The 15,081-nt window shown below is 54.7% G+C and carries 16 protein-coding genes and 1 tRNA gene; 13 read left to right on the forward strand and 4 right to left on the reverse strand.

Features of this window, described 5'->3' with window-relative positions; all coding sequences use genetic code 11:
• The first annotated feature begins 124 nt into the window (after positions 1 to 124).
• Positions 125 to 379: a BolA family iron metabolism protein IbaG gene (gene ibaG / locus AC1M2H_RS02755; RefSeq protein ID WP_041147411.1), complete on the forward strand. Its 255-nt coding sequence runs from the start codon at positions 125 to 127 to the stop codon at positions 377 to 379.
• A gap of 54 nt (positions 380 to 433) precedes the next feature.
• A complete protein-coding gene (gene murA, locus AC1M2H_RS02760; protein ID WP_480150186.1) occupies positions 434 to 1,693 on the forward strand; it encodes a UDP-N-acetylglucosamine 1-carboxyvinyltransferase in 1,260 nt (419 codons plus the stop codon).
• 58 nt (positions 1,694 to 1,751) lie between these two features.
• Here the strand turns inward: murA and sfsB are convergent, their stop codons facing one another.
• On the reverse strand, positions 1,752 to 2,024 hold the full coding sequence (gene sfsB / locus AC1M2H_RS02765; RefSeq protein ID WP_480150187.1) for a DNA-binding transcriptional regulator SfsB: 273 nt from the start codon (positions 2,022 to 2,024) through the stop codon (positions 1,752 to 1,754).
• A gap of 198 nt (positions 2,025 to 2,222) precedes the next feature.
• Positions 2,223 to 3,194, reverse strand: a complete 972-nt coding sequence (gene ispB, locus AC1M2H_RS02770; protein ID WP_480150188.1) for an octaprenyl diphosphate synthase — start codon at positions 3,192 to 3,194, stop codon at positions 2,223 to 2,225.
• Between the two features lie 260 nt (positions 3,195 to 3,454).
• Between ispB and rplU the strand changes: the two genes are divergently transcribed.
• From rplU to cgtA, 4 genes are all read left to right on the forward strand, one after another.
• Positions 3,455 to 3,766, forward strand: a complete 312-nt coding sequence (gene rplU / locus AC1M2H_RS02775; protein WP_041147407.1) for a 50S ribosomal protein L21 — start codon at positions 3,455 to 3,457, stop codon at positions 3,764 to 3,766.
• 19 nt (positions 3,767 to 3,785) lie between these two features.
• Positions 3,786 to 4,043, forward strand: coding sequence for a 50S ribosomal protein L27 (gene rpmA, locus AC1M2H_RS02780; RefSeq protein WP_007673187.1), 258 nt, complete (start codon positions 3,786 to 3,788; stop codon positions 4,041 to 4,043).
• A gap of 95 nt (positions 4,044 to 4,138) precedes the next feature.
• Entirely contained in the window at positions 4,139 to 5,104 is a 966-nt protein-coding gene (locus AC1M2H_RS02785) for a DMT family transporter (RefSeq protein WP_480150189.1), read from the forward strand.
• Between the two features lie 15 nt (positions 5,105 to 5,119).
• Positions 5,120 to 6,298 carry an Obg family GTPase CgtA gene (gene cgtA / locus AC1M2H_RS02790; RefSeq protein ID WP_480150190.1) on the forward strand — a complete coding sequence of 393 codons (1,179 nt, stop codon included), beginning with the start codon at positions 5,120 to 5,122 and terminating at the stop codon, positions 6,296 to 6,298.
• Between the two features lie 94 nt (positions 6,299 to 6,392).
• On the opposite strand, the gene dacB is transcribed toward cgtA, so the two are convergent.
• Positions 6,393 to 7,826 carry a serine-type D-Ala-D-Ala carboxypeptidase gene (gene dacB, locus AC1M2H_RS02795; protein WP_480150191.1) on the reverse strand — a complete coding sequence of 478 codons (1,434 nt, stop codon included), beginning with the start codon at positions 7,824 to 7,826 and terminating at the stop codon, positions 6,393 to 6,395.
• Between the two features lie 235 nt (positions 7,827 to 8,061).
• Here dacB and greA point away from each other — a divergent pair, with 235 nt between their 5' ends.
• The gene (greA, locus tag AC1M2H_RS02800; protein WP_480150192.1) at positions 8,062 to 8,538 is read left to right on the forward strand and encodes a transcription elongation factor GreA; all 477 of its coding nucleotides are present in this window, start codon (positions 8,062 to 8,064) and stop codon (positions 8,536 to 8,538) included.
• A gap of 152 nt (positions 8,539 to 8,690) precedes the next feature.
• Here greA and yhbY read toward each other — a convergent pair whose 3' ends face one another.
• A complete protein-coding gene (gene yhbY / locus AC1M2H_RS02805) occupies positions 8,691 to 8,984 on the reverse strand; it encodes a ribosome assembly RNA-binding protein YhbY (protein ID WP_095099897.1) in 294 nt (97 codons plus the stop codon).
• A 124-nt stretch (positions 8,985 to 9,108) separates the two neighbouring features.
• On the opposite strand from yhbY, the gene rlmE reads away from it, so the two are divergent.
• From rlmE to AC1M2H_RS02835, 6 genes are all read left to right on the forward strand, one after another.
• Entirely contained in the window at positions 9,109 to 9,738 is a 630-nt protein-coding gene (gene rlmE / locus AC1M2H_RS02810; RefSeq protein ID WP_095099894.1) for a 23S rRNA (uridine(2552)-2'-O)-methyltransferase RlmE, read from the forward strand.
• A gap of 99 nt (positions 9,739 to 9,837) precedes the next feature.
• Positions 9,838 to 11,769: an ATP-dependent zinc metalloprotease FtsH gene (gene ftsH, locus AC1M2H_RS02815; protein WP_480150193.1), complete on the forward strand. Its 1,932-nt coding sequence runs from the start codon at positions 9,838 to 9,840 to the stop codon at positions 11,767 to 11,769.
• Positions 11,770 to 11,867: 98 nt separating this feature from the next.
• The gene (folP, locus tag AC1M2H_RS02820; RefSeq protein WP_480150194.1) at positions 11,868 to 12,716 is read left to right on the forward strand and encodes a dihydropteroate synthase; all 849 of its coding nucleotides are present in this window, start codon (positions 11,868 to 11,870) and stop codon (positions 12,714 to 12,716) included.
• Positions 12,709 to 14,046, forward strand: a complete 1,338-nt coding sequence (glmM, locus tag AC1M2H_RS02825; protein WP_480150195.1) for a phosphoglucosamine mutase — start codon at positions 12,709 to 12,711, stop codon at positions 14,044 to 14,046. Before folP ends, glmM begins: the two co-directional genes overlap by 8 nt.
• 229 nt (positions 14,047 to 14,275) lie before the next feature.
• Entirely contained in the window at positions 14,276 to 14,605 is a 330-nt protein-coding gene (gene secG / locus AC1M2H_RS02830; RefSeq protein ID WP_426812580.1) for a preprotein translocase subunit SecG, read from the forward strand.
• Between the two features lie 14 nt (positions 14,606 to 14,619).
• Positions 14,620 to 14,706: transfer RNA gene (locus AC1M2H_RS02835), tRNA-Leu, on the forward strand.
• The last annotated feature ends 375 nt before the right edge of the window (positions 14,707 to 15,081 follow it).

Below are 15,081 nucleotides of genomic sequence, written 5' to 3' on the forward strand. Positions count from 1 at the left end.
TTACCACTGGCGCTATCCGCAAAGCCTCATCAATATTTTCGGTGGGGCTTTTTGCTTGTTTAAGACCGCGCCACTTTCCTCTAAGATGTTGGGCTATTTTCACTACCAGATAAAATTTGAACCCATGGAAAATCATGAAATTCAGACCGTGCTGATGAACGCACTCTCCCTCCAGGAAGTCCACGTCTCTGGCGATGGCAGTCACTTTCAGGTTATTGCTGTGGGCGAGCTGTTCGACGGCATGAGTCGGGTGAAGAAGCAGCAGACTATCTACGCCCCGCTGATGGAATATATTGCCGACAACCGCATCCATGCTCTGTCGATCAAGGCGTATACCCCGCAGGAGTGGGCTCGCGATCGCAAGCTAAATGGCTTTTAAGCTGTAGGGATGCTCCCTGCAGCGTATATGAATTCTTAACAGAGAACAGAATCAATGGATAAATTCCGTGTTCAGGGTCCGACTCGTCTCCAGGGCGAAGTCACCATCTCCGGTGCGAAAAACGCCGCTCTGCCAATCCTCTTTGCCGCACTGCTGGCAGAAGAGCCGGTTGAGATCCAGAATGTACCGAAGCTGAAAGATATCGATACCACGATGAAGCTGCTGAGCCAGCTCGGCGCCAAAGTTGAGCGTAATGGTTCCGTATGGATTGATGCTGGCCCGGTTGACGTCTTCTGTGCTCCGTACGATTTAGTCAAAACCATGCGCGCCTCTATCTGGGCGCTGGGACCGCTGGTGGCACGCTTTGGCCAGGGCCAGGTTTCGCTGCCGGGCGGCTGTGCGATCGGCGCGCGTCCGGTTGACCTGCATATTACCGGCCTGGAGCAGCTGGGCGCTGAAATCAAGCTGGAAGAGGGCTACGTTAAGGCGTCGGTCAATGGACGCCTCAAGGGCGCGCATATCGTCATAGATAAGGTCAGCGTTGGCGCGACCGTCACCATTATGAGCGCCGCGACGCTGGCGGAAGGCACTACCGTTATCGAAAACGCCGCGCGTGAGCCGGAAATCGTCGATACCGCCAATTTCCTCGTTGCGCTGGGCGCGAAAATTAAGGGCCAGGGTTCTGACCGTATCACCATTGAGGGCGTAGAGCGTCTGGGCGGCGGCGTATACCGCGTTCTGCCGGACCGCATCGAAACCGGGACCTTCCTGGTCGCGGCGGCAATCTCCGGCGGTAAAATCGTCTGCCGCAACGCGCAGCCCGATACCCTCGACGCCGTGCTGGCCAAGCTGCGCGACGCGGGCGCCGATATTGAGACCGGCGAAGACTGGATTAGCCTTGATATGCACGGCGATCGTCCGAAGGCGGTCAACGTACGTACCGCGCCGCACCCGGGGTTCCCGACCGACATGCAGGCGCAGTTTACGTTGCTCAACCTGGTGGCGGAAGGCACCGGCGTGATTACCGAAACCATTTTCGAAAACCGCTTTATGCACATTCCGGAGCTGATCCGCATGGGCGCGCACGCGGAAATCGAAAGCAATACGGCAATCTGCCACGGCGTGACCCAGCTCTCCGGGGCTCAGGTGATGGCGACCGACCTGCGCGCATCGGCAAGCCTGGTGCTGGCGGGCTGTATTGCAGAAGGCACCACGATTGTCGATCGTATCTATCACATCGACCGTGGATACGAGCGTATTGAAGATAAGCTGCAGGCGCTGGGCGCGAATATTGAACGCGTAAAAGGCGAGTAAATCTGCTGTAGCAGCCCCCTGACGTCCGTCCGGGGGCTGCATCCTGTATTACCTCGATTCACTTCTCACTTTTCTTTTGGCGTATCATCTGCGTCCTGTCGATAAACCGATGGCTAATCGGGTCATGGTAGCGTGATGGCCAAATAGTCCAGGGCGTGGTTCCCAGCGCGTTAGCAATAATCAGTTCGCCTTTCGGCCACGGCCGGGTTAGCGCATTGGCCAGGGTAGAGGAGCTCAAGCCGTTGCGCCGGGACTCCGCCGCCAGCGACGTTCCTTTTTTGCGTAATCCGGCGATAATATCGGCCGGGTGCCAATCGTTGAACTTATCCATAAATTCTCCTGGTGGTAAGATTCCAGATCGCCCCAAGTGGACGACAGGCTCACTATACCCCTGGTTTATTAAGGTTCTAATAAGTTCCAGTAAATAGATCGAATATTCAGAATTCATCAAGGTATAGGGCGGTATTTAACAGGATGGGATTTTACTGGAACTTTCCCGCGCGAGGCGCGGGAAGGAGTGCAAGAGCGATTAGCGATCGCGCTGTACGGAGATGCGCGCAAGGCCGATGAGCGCTTCGCGCCACGGCGAGTCGGGTAAAACCTGAAGCGCGGCAATCGCCTTATCGGCTTCTTCTTCCGCGCGTTTTTGCGTCCATTCCAGCGAACCACAGGCGGCCATAGCCTCCAGAACGGCCGCCAGCAGGTGACGCCCGTTACCCTGCTCGATTGCACCTCGAATCATGGCGGACTGCTGAGCAGTGCCGTGGCGCATCGCATGCAGTAGCGGCAGAGTAGGTTTACCTTCGTTCAGGTCATCGCCCACGTTTTTACCAAGACGCTCGCCGTCGGAGCTGTAGTCCAGCAAATCATCGATCAGCTGGAAAGCGGTGCCCAGGTAGCGGCCGTAATCCTGTAATGCCCGCTCCTCTTCCTCGGTACAGCCGGCCAGAATCCCGGAGCACTGGGCGGCAGCCTCGAACAGTCGGGCCGTTTTGCTGTAAATCACCCGCATATAGTTTTCTTCCGTGATGTCCGGGTCGTTAACGTTCATCAGCTGCAGGACTTCACCTTCGGCAATCACGTTAACGGCTTTCGACATGACTTCCAGCACCTTCAGCGAACCGAGGCTGGTCATCATCTGGAAAGAGCGGGTATAGATAAAATCACCAACCAGTACGCTGGCTGCGTTGCCAAAAGCCGCATTGGCCGTGGCTTTACCACGACGCATATCCGACTCATCAACGACGTCATCATGAAGCAGGGTTGCGGTATGGATAAATTCGATCAGCGCGGCAATGGTGACGTGGGCGTTTCCCTGGTAACCGACGGCGCGCGCCGCGAGGACTGCGATCATCGGGCGAATACGTTTACCGCCTCCGCTGACGATGTAATAGCCTAACTGATTGATAAGCTGAACATCTGAGTCGAGTTGCTCAAGGATTGCCGCATTGACACCCGCCATATCTTGCGCGGTTAACTCATTGATTTTTTCTAAATTCATCGCAAAAGCCGGGCCACATGTCCTGCTACCGCGAATCCAGGTGGGTTCACAGCAGGATTAAGATAGAATTAAAAGAAGCTATGATTGTACTGAAAAAATGGCATAGATAAACGTTAGCGTGAAAGTTGTGTTTTTTTTCTGCGTTGAGCGACGATCGCTCTTGTCAAAGGCTCGCCTTTTGCGTAATATTCGCGCCCTATTGTGAATATTTATAGCGCACTCTAAATCACATTAAGAGGTGCGCGGAAGCGGAGTTTTATATGTACGCGGTTTTCCAAAGTGGTGGTAAACAACACCGAGTAAGCGAAGGTCAGACCATTCGCCTGGAAAAGCTGGACATCGCAACTGGCGAAGCTGTTGAGTTCGCTGAAGTGCTGATGGTCGCAAACGGTGAAGAAATCAAGATCGGCGTTCCTTTCGTTGAGGGCGGCGTCATCAAAGCTGAAGTTGTTGCTCACGGTCGTGGCGAGAAAGTTAAAATCGTTAAGTTTCGTCGTCGTAAACACTACCGTAAACAGCAGGGCCATCGTCAGTGGTTCACTGATGTGAAAATTACTGGCATCAGCGCCTAAGACCTGAGGAGAGATTTAAATGGCACATAAAAAGGCTGGCGGCTCAACTCGTAACGGTCGCGACTCAGAAGCTAAACGCCTGGGCGTTAAGCGTTTCGGTGGCGAAACCGTTCTGGCGGGTAGCATCATCGTTCGTCAGCGTGGCACTAAATTCCACGCTGGTAACAACGTAGGTTGCGGTCGTGACCACACTCTGTTTGCTAAAGCAGACGGTAAAGTGAAATTTGAAGTTAAAGGCCCGAACAACCGTAAATATATCAGCATCGTTGCTGAGTAAGGTTTTCGAGGTCCGGTAACGGATTAAAGCCCCGCAACGTGTTGCGGGGCTTTTTACATTAGAAGTCCGGAAAATTTTCCGCAGGTAAAACGGGCATGAAGCAGCAGGCCGGCATAGGTATTGTTTTGGCGCTCACCACCGCAATGTGCTGGGGTGCGCTGCCCATCGCAATGAAGCAGGTTCTGGAAGTGATGGAGCCGCCAACGGTGGTGTTCTATCGCTTTTTAATGGCGAGTATTGGCCTCGGATTGATCCTGGCGATTAAAGGCAAGCTGCCGCCGCTGCGTATTTTCCGCAAGCCTCGCTGGCTCATCGTACTGGCTATCGCGACGGGCGGTCTGTTCGGCAACTTCGTTCTGTTCAGCTCGTCGTTGCAATATTTAAGCCCGACGGCCTCGCAGGTGATTGGCCAACTGTCTCCTGTCGGCATGATGGTCGCCAGCGTCTTCATCCTTAAGGAGAAGATGCGCGGGACCCAGATTATCGGCGCGATAATGCTGCTCTGCGGGCTGGTGATGTTCTTCAACACCAGCCTGATAGAGATTTTTACCCGCCTGACGGATTACACCTGGGGCGTGATCTTTGGCGTGGCGGCAGCGACGGTGTGGGTGAGCTACGGCGTCGCGCAAAAGGTATTATTGCGTCGTCTGGCGTCACAGCAAATTCTGTTTTTGCTGTACACTTTATGTACGATTGCATTGCTGCCGTTGGCAAAGCCGGCTGTGATATCCCAGCTAAGCGACTGGCAGCTGGCGTGCCTGATCTTTTGTGGTTTGAACACGCTGGTAGGTTATGGCGCACTCGCGGAAGCGATGGCGCGCTGGCAGGCAGCGCAGGTGAGCGCTTTAATTACGCTAACTCCGCTGTTTACGCTGTTATTTTCAGATTTATTATCAATTGCCTGGCCCGATTTCTTCGTCAAACCGATGTTAAACCTGTTGGGTTATCTCGGTGCGTTTGTCGTGGTTGCGGGCGCGATGTTTTCCGCCATTGGTCATCGTCTTTGGGGACGCTGGCGTAAAAATGAAGCGGTTGTAGTAGTCCCCCGCTCAGGCGAATGATTTACGGAGAGTAAAATGAAGTTTGTTGATGAAGCAACGATCCTGGTCGTAGCAGGTGATGGCGGCAACGGTTGCGTGAGCTTCCGCCGTGAAAAATATATCCCGAGAGGCGGCCCTGACGGCGGCGACGGCGGCGACGGCGGCGACGTGTGGCTGGAAGCGGACGAGAACCTGAACACCCTGATCGACTACCGTTTTGAGAAAGCTTTTCGCGCTGAACGCGGGCAGAACGGGCAAAGCCGCGACTGTACCGGCAAGCGTGGTAAAGACGTCTCGGTGAAGGTGCCCGTAGGGACCCGCGTTATCGATCAGGGCACCGGCGAGACCATGGGCGATATGACCAAACACGGTCAGCGTCTGATGGTCGCTAAAGGCGGCTGGCACGGTCTGGGCAACACCCGCTTCAAATCGTCCGTCAACCGTACCCCGCGTCAGAAAACGATGGGTACGCCGGGCGATAAGCGCGACCTGCAGCTTGAGCTGATGCTGCTGGCAGACGTGGGGATGCTGGGGATGCCGAATGCCGGTAAATCTACCTTCATTCGCGCCGTTTCTGCCGCGAAGCCGAAAGTCGCCGATTATCCGTTCACCACGCTGGTTCCTAGCCTCGGCGTTGTACGTATGGATAACGAGAAGAGCTTCGTCGTGGCGGATATTCCGGGGCTGATTGAAGGCGCCGCTGAAGGCGCAGGCCTCGGTATTCGCTTCCTCAAGCACCTTGAGCGCTGCCGTGTGTTGCTGCACCTGATCGATATTGAGCCGATCGACGGCTCCGATCCGGTAGAGAATGCGCGCGTTATCATCGGTGAGCTGGAAAAATACAGCGAGGATTTGGCGTCGAAACCACGCTGGCTGGTCTTCAACAAGATCGACCTGATGGATAAAGCGCAAGCCGAAGCGAAGGCCAAAGCCATCGCCGAAGCGCTGGGCTGGGATGATAAGTTCTACCTGATTTCTGCGGCGAGCCAGCAGGGCGTGAAAGACCTGTGCTGGGACGTGATGACCTTTATCATCGAAAACCCCATCGTGCACGCGCAGGAAGATAAGCCGGCTGAAAAAGTCGAGTTTATGTGGGATGACTACCATCGAGAGCAGCTCGAAAGCGCCGAGCTCGACGCGGAAGATGACGAAGACTGGGATGACGACTGGGACGAAGACGACGAAGAAGGCGTTGAGTTCATCTACAAGCGTTAATTCTGCTTTGCCGGCGCTCCCCGCCGCGTAATGCCGGGCGGGGAACATAGCCGGACCACACAAAAAGGGCCGCATTTGATGCGGCCCTTTTGCATTAGTTATTATGGTACAAATCCTTATACAGCCGGCTCTCGAAGCGCACCAGCGGAATTCGGCGATTACGCTGATCGGCTGGCGGTACCGCATAGCCGGATAGATACTGCACGAAGGCGACTTTCTGCCCGCTGGCGGTGGTGATGAAGCCCGCCAGATTATAGACCCCCTGCAGGGAACCGGTCTTCGCGGAAACTTTACCATCCACGCCCGCCTGATGCAGGCCAGCACGATACTGCAGCGACCCGTCATGGCCGGCGAGCGGCAGCATCGAGATGAAGTTGAGCTCATTATCGTGCTGGGCGATATATTGCAGCACCTGCATCATCGTGGCGGGGGCAATCAGGTTGTGCCGCGACAGGCCGGAACCGTCGGCGATAATCGTATTGCCCAGATCGACGCCAGCCTGCTGACGCAGGATTTGGCGTACCGCGTCGGAACCCGCGCGCCAGGTGCCCGGCACGCCGAGACGCGCGTGGCCAATGGTGCGAAATACGGTATCGGCAATCATGTTGTCTGATTTTTTCAGCATGATGCGCAGGAGATCGTGCAGCGGCGCCGACTGGGTGGTCGCCAGCACGGTCCCCGGATCGTTGGCCAGGGTTTGGCGCAGCAGGGTCCCACTGTAGGTGATGCCGGCCTGGGTCAATTCAGACTTCAGGATCACCCCGGCATAGCTGGCGCCGTCCTGAATGGCAAAAGCCAGCGGCAGCGGTTCGCTACGCTGCGGCAGACAGCCGGTCAGGGTGTAGCGGTTAAGATCGCCGGGAACCACATCGAGCTCGCAGTACTGGGCTTCCGCAGAGCCGCGGGCCAGCGTGCGGACCTGGCTGAACATGGTGACCGGGTAATACGAAGCGACGCGAATAAACGCCAGATCGCCGGGTTTCTGCGCGCTGTACAGCGAGATCGAGAAACAGTTACGATCGACGATCGCCGCCGCCGGCGGGGCGCTAAAGCACTGCGTCAAATCGTTCCACGGCCAGCCCGGCGCTTTGTCATAGCTGGCGAAGACCGAGGTATCGATCAGCACGTTCCCTTCGATCCGCTGGACGCCGGCCTTCTTGAGCGTGGCCACCATATTGCGAATATCCTGCCGCCTGAGCGTAGGATCGCCGCCAAAACGGGCAATCAGATCGCCTTTCAGCACGCCGCCGTCGAGGGTGCCTTTGGTTTCCAGAGTGGTGGTAAAACGAAAATCTGGCCCCAGCTGGAGCAGGGCGGCCAGCGCGGTGATCACCTTCTGAGTACTGGCCGGTAGCGCCATTTGCTGGCTGTGAAGGTCTATCTCCGGTGTCGGGGAGCCAACCTTTTGCGCCATAAAGGCGAGGTTGGCACCCGCAGGAAGCTGATTGATGTACTCGTCAATGTTCGCCGCCTGAGCGCTAAGCGCAATGCCGGCAGTCAATCCGATGATAAATCTGGAAAATCGCATAATCTCGCGCTAACAACCTGAAACCAAGCCGTCATACTACGGTGCAACGCCCTGTAAAGTAAACGATGACCCATAGTGAACTTCAGGGTAAAATACGTATCAAATTGAAAATTGCTGCTGACCTGGGGAATGTTTCCCGGGTCGGTTTTCTTTTTGCTCCTGTCCTGCTTTTTGCCTGGCAGGTTGCGGAACGGTGATATCCGTTCCATGAAGGAATGATAAAGAGGTATAACAAATGCAAGCTATTCCGATGACCTTACGTGGCGCTGAAAAACTACGCGAAGAGCTGGATTTTCTGAAATCCGTACGTCGCCCTGAAATCATTGCCGCCATCGCCGACGCCCGTGAGCATGGCGATCTCAAAGAGAACGCTGAGTACCATGCGGCCCGCGAGCAGCAGGGTTTCTGTGAAGGTCGTATTAAAGATATTGAGGCCAAGCTGTCCAATGCGCAGGTTATCGATATCACCAAAATGCCGAACAACGGCCGCGTGATTTTTGGTTCGACCGTGAGCGTTCTGAACGTCGATACCGACGAAGAGCAGTCTTATCGCATCGTCGGCGACGACGAAGCGGATTTTAAGCAGAATCTTATCTCCGTGAACTCCCCGATCGCTCGCGGGCTGATCGGTAAAGAGCAGGATGATGTGGTGACAATCCGCACGCCAGGCGGCGAAGTTGAATACGAAATTATCAAGGTTGAGTACCTTTAATTCGCATTTCCCGCTACGCTGTTGATGGATTGTAAAGAAAGGAAAAAGGCCGCATAGCGGCCTTTTATCAACGTCCGGAGCATGGCATTTTGCTCGTCTACCCGCAGAAATCCCTCGTTTTACACAATGTTGTGTCGGGATTCAGGATATTCTTAGCGTGGCAGCGAGATTTTACGCTCTTTAGATGGGCGATACAGGACCAGCGTTTTACCGATGACCTGTACGTTACAGGCGCCGGTTTCGCGTACGATAGCTTCCACGATCAGGGTTTTAGTCTCGCGGTCTTCCGAGGCGATTTTCACCTTGATGAGCTCATGGTGCTCTAACGCTTGTTCGATCTCGGCCAGTACCCCTTCGGTCAAACCATTATTGCCAAGCATAACTACCGGCTTGAGCGGATGTGCCAGACCTTTCAGGTGCTGTTTTTGTTTAGTACTCAGATTCATCGTATTTTTTTGCTTACGTTGGGATTGAAAACGGTTCATTCTACCGCCATCTCCCATATATCGCCAAACTACAGTGCCGATTTTTACGTCGCAAAGTATGATGAACCCGAAACGGGAATGTTAAATGACAGGTAAAAAGCGTTCTGCCAGTTCCAGCCGCTGGCTTCAGGAACACTTTAGCGATAAATATGTTCTCCAGGCACAGAAAAAGGGGTTACGTTCCCGAGCCTGGTTTAAACTTGATGAAATACAGCAGAGTGACAAGATTTTTAAACCGGGGATGACGATTGTTGACCTCGGTGCTGCACCCGGAGGCTGGTCGCAATATGCGGTCACGCAGATCGGCAACAGCGGCCGCATCATCGCTTGCGATCTTTTACCGATGGATCCAATCGTTGGTGTGGACTTCCTTCAGGGCGACTTTCGTGATGAATTAGTCCTGAAAGCGTTACTTGAGCGCGTAGGTGACAGTAAAGTACAAGTTGTCATGTCCGATATGGCGCCAAACATGTGCGGAACACCGGCGGTGGATATCCCCCGGGCCATGTATTTGGTGGAGCTGGCGCTCGGAATGGCTCGTGATGTATTAGCGCCAGGTGGTAGTTTTGTAGTTAAGGTGTTCCAGGGCGAAGGCTTCGATGAGTATCTAAGAGAAATTCGCTCCCTGTTTACGAAGGTCAAAGTTCGTAAGCCGGACTCTTCCCGTGCTCGTTCGCGTGAAGTGTACATTGTAGCGACCGGGCGTAAACCATAACCGGTAGATTTCAAACGAAAGTTTGAAAGAAACTGGATATAGAGTATCCTGACGCTGTTTTTAACACAGTTGTAATAAGAGGTTAATCCCTTGAGTGACATGGCGAAAAACCTAATACTCTGGCTGGTCATTGCCGTCGTGCTGATGTCAGTATTCCAGAGCTTTGGGCCCAGCGAGTCTAATGGCCGTAAGGTGGATTATTCAACCTTCCTGCAAGAGGTCAACCAGGACCAGGTTCGCGAAGCGCGTATCAACGGACGTGAGATCAACGTTACCAAGAAAGATAGTAACCGTTACACGACTTACATTCCGGTTAACGATCCGAAGCTGCTCGATAACCTGTTGACGAAAAACGTCAAAGTGGTTGGCGAACCGCCGGAAGAGCCGAGCCTGCTGGCTTCCATCTTCATTTCCTGGTTCCCGATGCTGTTGCTGATCGGCGTCTGGATCTTCTTTATGCGGCAAATGCAGGGCGGCGGCGGAAAGGGCGCGATGTCCTTCGGCAAAAGCAAAGCCCGTATGCTGACGGAAGACCAGATCAAAACCACTTTTGCCGATGTCGCCGGTTGCGACGAAGCGAAAGAGGAAGTCGGTGAACTGGTTGAATACCTGCGTGAACCGAGCCGCTTCCAGAAGCTGGGCGGTAAAATCCCGAAAGGCGTCCTGATGGTCGGCCCTCCGGGTACCGGTAAAACGCTGCTGGCGAAAGCGATCGCCGGTGAAGCGAAAGTGCCGTTCTTCACAATTTCCGGTTCTGACTTCGTAGAAATGTTCGTCGGCGTTGGCGCATCTCGCGTGCGCGACATGTTCGAACAGGCTAAGAAAGCGGCTCCGTGCATTATCTTCATCGATGAAATCGACGCCGTCGGTCGCCAGCGTGGCGCTGGCCTGGGCGGTGGCCACGATGAGCGTGAGCAGACGCTGAACCAGATGCTGGTCGAGATGGATGGTTTTGAAGGTAACGAAGGTATTATCGTTATCGCCGCAACCAACCGTCCGGACGTTCTGGACCCTGCGCTGCTGCGTCCGGGCCGCTTCGACCGTCAGGTCGTCGTTGGTCTGCCGGATGTCCGCGGTCGTGAGCAGATCCTGAAAGTTCACATGCGTCGCGTTCCGCTGTCGCCAGATATCGACGCGGCAATCATCGCGCGCGGTACCCCGGGCTTCTCCGGTGCTGACCTGGCGAACCTGGTGAACGAAGCCGCTCTGTTTGCTGCCCGTGGCAACAAGCGCGTGGTCTCGATGGTCGAGTTCGAAAAGGCAAAAGACAAAATCATGATGGGTGCGGAACGTCGCTCCATGGTGATGACGGAAGCGCAGAAAGAGTCGACCGCTTACCACGAAGCAGGACATGCGATTATTGGCCGCCTGGTGCCGGAACACGATCCGGTGCATAAGGTGACGATTATTCCGCGCGGCCGCGCTCTGGGCGTTACGTTCTTCCTGCCGGAAGGCGATGCAATCAGCGCCAGCCGTCAGAAGCTGGAAAGCCAGATTTCGACCCTGTACGGCGGTCGTCTGGCAGAAGAGATTATCTACGGCGTAGAGCATGTTTCTACCGGCGCGTCGAACGACATTAAGGTTGCAACTAACCTGGCGCGTAACATGGTGACTCAGTGGGGCTTCTCCGACAAACTCGGTCCGCTGCTGTATGCGGAAGAAGAAGGTGAAGTATTCCTGGGACGTAGCGTAGCGAAAGCGAAGCATATGTCCGATGAGACCGCACGTATCATCGACCAGGAAGTGAAATCACTGATTGAGCGTAACTACAACCGCGCCCGTCAGATCCTCAATGACAATCTGGATATTTTGCATTCGATGAAAGACGCGCTCATGAAATATGAGACCATCGATGCACCGCAGATTGATGACCTGATGGCACGTCGTGACGTTCGCCCGCCGGCCGGCTGGGAAGATCCTGGCGCCAACAATTCTGGCAATAACGGCACCCCGAGTGCGCCGCGTCCGGTTGATGAACCGCGTACGCCAAACCCGGGTAACACGATGTCAGAGCAGTTAGGCGACAAATAAGTTAGCCGCTGTTGATGTGGTTGTGCATATCTAAACCCTGGGGCGTTCGCTCCGGGGTTTTTCTTTTTATCAATCTCTCCTGATTCAGGGATCTCGTGATGAAACTTGTAGCCCAGGGCTCAACCCTCGATCTCACCCACCCGCATGTGATGGGTATCCTTAACGTTACGCCGGACTCCTTCTCCGACGGCGGGGCGCACAATTCGCTGGTAGACGCGGTTAAGCACGCCAATCTGATGATTAATGCCGGTGCGACTATCATTGATATCGGCGGCGAATCGACGCGTCCCGGGGCGCTGGAGGTTAGCGTTGAGGAAGAGCTGGCGCGCGTGATCCCGGTTGTGGAAGCCATCGCTCAGCGTTTTGAAGTATGGATCTCGGTCGATACGTCGAAGCCTGATGTGATCCGTGAAGCCGCCCGCGTTGGGGCGCATATCATCAACGATATCCGCTCGCTAACGGAGCCTGGGGCGCTGGAAGCGGCGGCAGAGACCGGGCTGCCGGTGTGCCTGATGCATATGCAGGGACAGCCTAAAACCATGCAGGCAGCGCCGAAGTACGAAGACGTTTTCGCCGATGTGACGCGTTTTTTCACGGAGCATATTGTGCGCTGCGAGCGGGCTGGGATCGCAAAAGATAAATTGTTGCTCGACCCAGGATTCGGTTTCGGTAAAAATCTTTCCCATAATTATGAGCTGCTTGCTCGACTCGGCGAATTCCATCATTTTGGTCTCCCGCTGTTGGCAGGCATGTCGCGTAAGTCGATGATTGGTCAACTGCTGAACGTTGGGCCGACAGAGCGCCTCAGCGGTAGCCTGGCTTGCGCAGTAATTGCGGCGATGCAGGGCGCGCAGATAGTTCGCGTCCATGACGTCAAAGAAACGGTAGAAGCGCTGCGCGTGGTGGAAGCCACTCTGGCTACAAGGGAAAATAAACATTATGAGTAACCGTAAATATTTTGGCACCGATGGTATCCGTGGCCGCGTTGGCGATGCACCAATTACGCCGGAGTTTGTGCTTAAGCTGGGCTGGGCTGCAGGAAAAGTTCTCGCGCGTCACGGTTCGCGTAAAATCATTATCGGTAAAGATACCCGCATCTCTGGCTATATGCTGGAGTCGGCCCTTGAAGCGGGCCTGGCGGCTGCCGGTCTCTCCGCCTCATTCACTGGCCCAATGCCAACGCCGGCGGTGGCTTATCTGACCCGCGCTTTCCGCGCCGAGGCCGGGATTGTCATTTCAGCCTCGCATAACCCTTTCTACGACAACGGCATTAAGTTCTTCTCTATTGAGGGGACTAAGCTGCCGGATAACGTCGAAGAGGCGATTGAAGCCGAGATGGAGAAAGAGCTGACCTGCGTCGACTCTGCGGAATTAGGCAAAGCCAGCCGGATTGTCGATGCGGCCGGCCGCTACATTGAGTTCTGCAAAGGCACCTTCCCGAATGAGCTGAGCCTGAACGAGCTGAAAGTGGTGGTTGACTGCGCTCACGGCGCGACCTACCACATTGCGCCTAACGTCTTCCGCGAGCTCGGCGCACAGGTTATTACCATGGGCTGTGAGCCCAATGGCCTCAATATCAACGAAGAGGTCGGTGCTACCGACGTCCGCGCCCTACAGGCTCGCGTTCTGGCGGAAAAGGCCGATCTGGGGATTGCCTACGACGGCGATGGTGACCGCGTCATTATGGTCGACCATGAAGGCAACAAGGTTGACGGCGACCAGATCCTCTACATTATTGCCCGTGAAGGTTTGCGTCAGGGCCAGCTGCGCGGCGGCGCCGTGGGCACGTTGATGAGTAATATGGGGCTGGAGCTGGCGCTCAAACAGCTGGGTATCCCGTTTGCTCGCGCAAAAGTGGGCGATCGCTACGTGCTGGAGAAAATGCAGGAGAAAGGCTGGCGTATTGGCGCCGAAAACTCCGGCCACGTTATCCTGCTGGATAAGACGACCACCGGTGACGGCATCGTTGCAAGTCTGCAGGTCGTTGCCGCGATGGTGCGTAACCATATGAGCCTGCACGATCTGTGTAGCGGCATGAAGATGTTTCCGCAGATTCTGGTCAACGTGCGCTTTACCGATAGCAGCAGCAATCCGCTGGAGCATGAGAGCGTCAAAGCGGTTACCGCCGAGGTTGAGGCGGCGTTGGGTAAACGCGGCCGGGTGCTGCTGCGTAAATCCGGCACCGAGCCGTTGATTCGCGTGATGGTTGAAGGCGAGTACGAAGAGCAGGTGCATGAATTCGCTCACCGCATTGCTGATGCGGTTAAAAATGCATAGTCTTTGCTGCTAAGTGATTAAAAAGGCGGCGCTTGCCGCCTTTTTAATGTCCGGTAAACGTTTTTTTGCTGTTTTTTTCCGCAGTTGATAAAATGCGTCGAAATTGCCCTTGCGAAGGTCATTCGCTTTGGTTAGTATTCACACCCGCTTCAGTGGGAAACGTTAATACGTTCCGCTTTATTGGTCGAAGCAATTGGTATGCGGCGAATCCGCAAGGAACAGGTTGATTATGCAAGAAGCTCTTTTAGTTGTTTTCCTTATTGTGGCGATTGGCCTTGTTGGTCTGATCATGCTGCAGCAAGGTAAAGGCGCTGATATGGGAGCCTCGTTCGGAGCAGGCGCTTCCGGCACGTTGTTCGGTTCCAGCGGTTCAGGTAACTTCATGACCCGCATGACCGGTATCCTGGCTGCATTGTTCTTCATCATCAGTCTGGTGCTGGGCAATATCAACAGTAATAAGACCAATAAAGGAAGCGAGTGGGATAATCTGAGCGCGCCGAAATCCGAGCAGACTCAGCCAGCAGCGCCGGCGCAGCCGAGCAGCGACATCCCGCACTAATAAACAGTATCCGTACCGAGGTGGTGGAATTGGTAGACACGCTACCTTGAGGTGGTAGTGCCCTAACGGGCTTGTGGGTTCGAGTCCCATCCTCGGTACCATATTCCGAAAAAAAGACGCTGAAAAGCGTCTTTTTTTTGCCCTAAATCCAGAGCTGCTTATTTATAAATAACTCTCCGTTGGCCTTAATCCCATCCAGGCCGCTAAAGTCGCGCTCATCTATTTATTAGAGGTGAGTAGCGCAATGAAGCATTGCAGGCTGTTAATCGTTGCCGGGTTAGAAGAGAGCAATAAGGCCCTGAAGACCGTCCCTTTGGTTGTTTAAGCTTCAAGCGTCGCCAGCAGGCGATCCATTTCCCGCAGTGGTCCCATGTGTGGGGCCCAACAATCGGAAAAGATAAATCTGCGCGCAAGATTGCAGGCAATGATTATTAGATACCGCGGTCGATAAAATGATGGGGCTCAGGTTTTATGGC

It is taken from the genome of Klebsiella sp. F11, assembly GCF_056712265.1.

What these genes read in the sequence shown, in the direction of transcription:
- ibaG (WP_041147411.1), top strand. Translation starts at nt 125, where the DNA reads ATGGAAAATCATGAAATTCAGACCGTGCTGATGAACGCACTCTCCCTC.
- murA (WP_480150186.1), top strand. Translation starts at nt 434, where the DNA reads ATGGATAAATTCCGTGTTCAGGGTCCGACTCGTCTCCAGGGCGAAGTC.
- sfsB (WP_480150187.1), bottom strand. Translation starts at nt 2,024, where the DNA reads ATGGATAAGTTCAACGATTGGCACCCGGCCGATATTATCGCCGGATTA.
- ispB (WP_480150188.1), bottom strand. Translation starts at nt 3,194, where the DNA reads ATGAATTTAGAAAAAATCAATGAGTTAACCGCGCAAGATATGGCGGGT.
- rplU (WP_041147407.1), top strand. Translation starts at nt 3,455, where the DNA reads ATGTACGCGGTTTTCCAAAGTGGTGGTAAACAACACCGAGTAAGCGAA.
- rpmA (WP_007673187.1), top strand. Translation starts at nt 3,786, where the DNA reads ATGGCACATAAAAAGGCTGGCGGCTCAACTCGTAACGGTCGCGACTCA.
- AC1M2H_RS02785 (WP_480150189.1), top strand. Translation starts at nt 4,139, where the DNA reads ATGAAGCAGCAGGCCGGCATAGGTATTGTTTTGGCGCTCACCACCGCA.
- cgtA (WP_480150190.1), top strand. Translation starts at nt 5,120, where the DNA reads ATGAAGTTTGTTGATGAAGCAACGATCCTGGTCGTAGCAGGTGATGGC.
- dacB (WP_480150191.1), bottom strand. Translation starts at nt 7,826, where the DNA reads ATGCGATTTTCCAGATTTATCATCGGATTGACTGCCGGCATTGCGCTT.
- greA (WP_480150192.1), top strand. Translation starts at nt 8,062, where the DNA reads ATGCAAGCTATTCCGATGACCTTACGTGGCGCTGAAAAACTACGCGAA.
- yhbY (WP_095099897.1), bottom strand. Translation starts at nt 8,984, where the DNA reads ATGAATCTGAGTACTAAACAAAAACAGCACCTGAAAGGTCTGGCACAT.
- rlmE (WP_095099894.1), top strand. Translation starts at nt 9,109, where the DNA reads ATGACAGGTAAAAAGCGTTCTGCCAGTTCCAGCCGCTGGCTTCAGGAA.
- ftsH (WP_480150193.1), top strand. Translation starts at nt 9,838, where the DNA reads ATGGCGAAAAACCTAATACTCTGGCTGGTCATTGCCGTCGTGCTGATG.
- folP (WP_480150194.1), top strand. Translation starts at nt 11,868, where the DNA reads ATGAAACTTGTAGCCCAGGGCTCAACCCTCGATCTCACCCACCCGCAT.
- glmM (WP_480150195.1), top strand. Translation starts at nt 12,709, where the DNA reads ATGAGTAACCGTAAATATTTTGGCACCGATGGTATCCGTGGCCGCGTT.
- secG (WP_426812580.1), top strand. Translation starts at nt 14,276, where the DNA reads ATGCAAGAAGCTCTTTTAGTTGTTTTCCTTATTGTGGCGATTGGCCTT.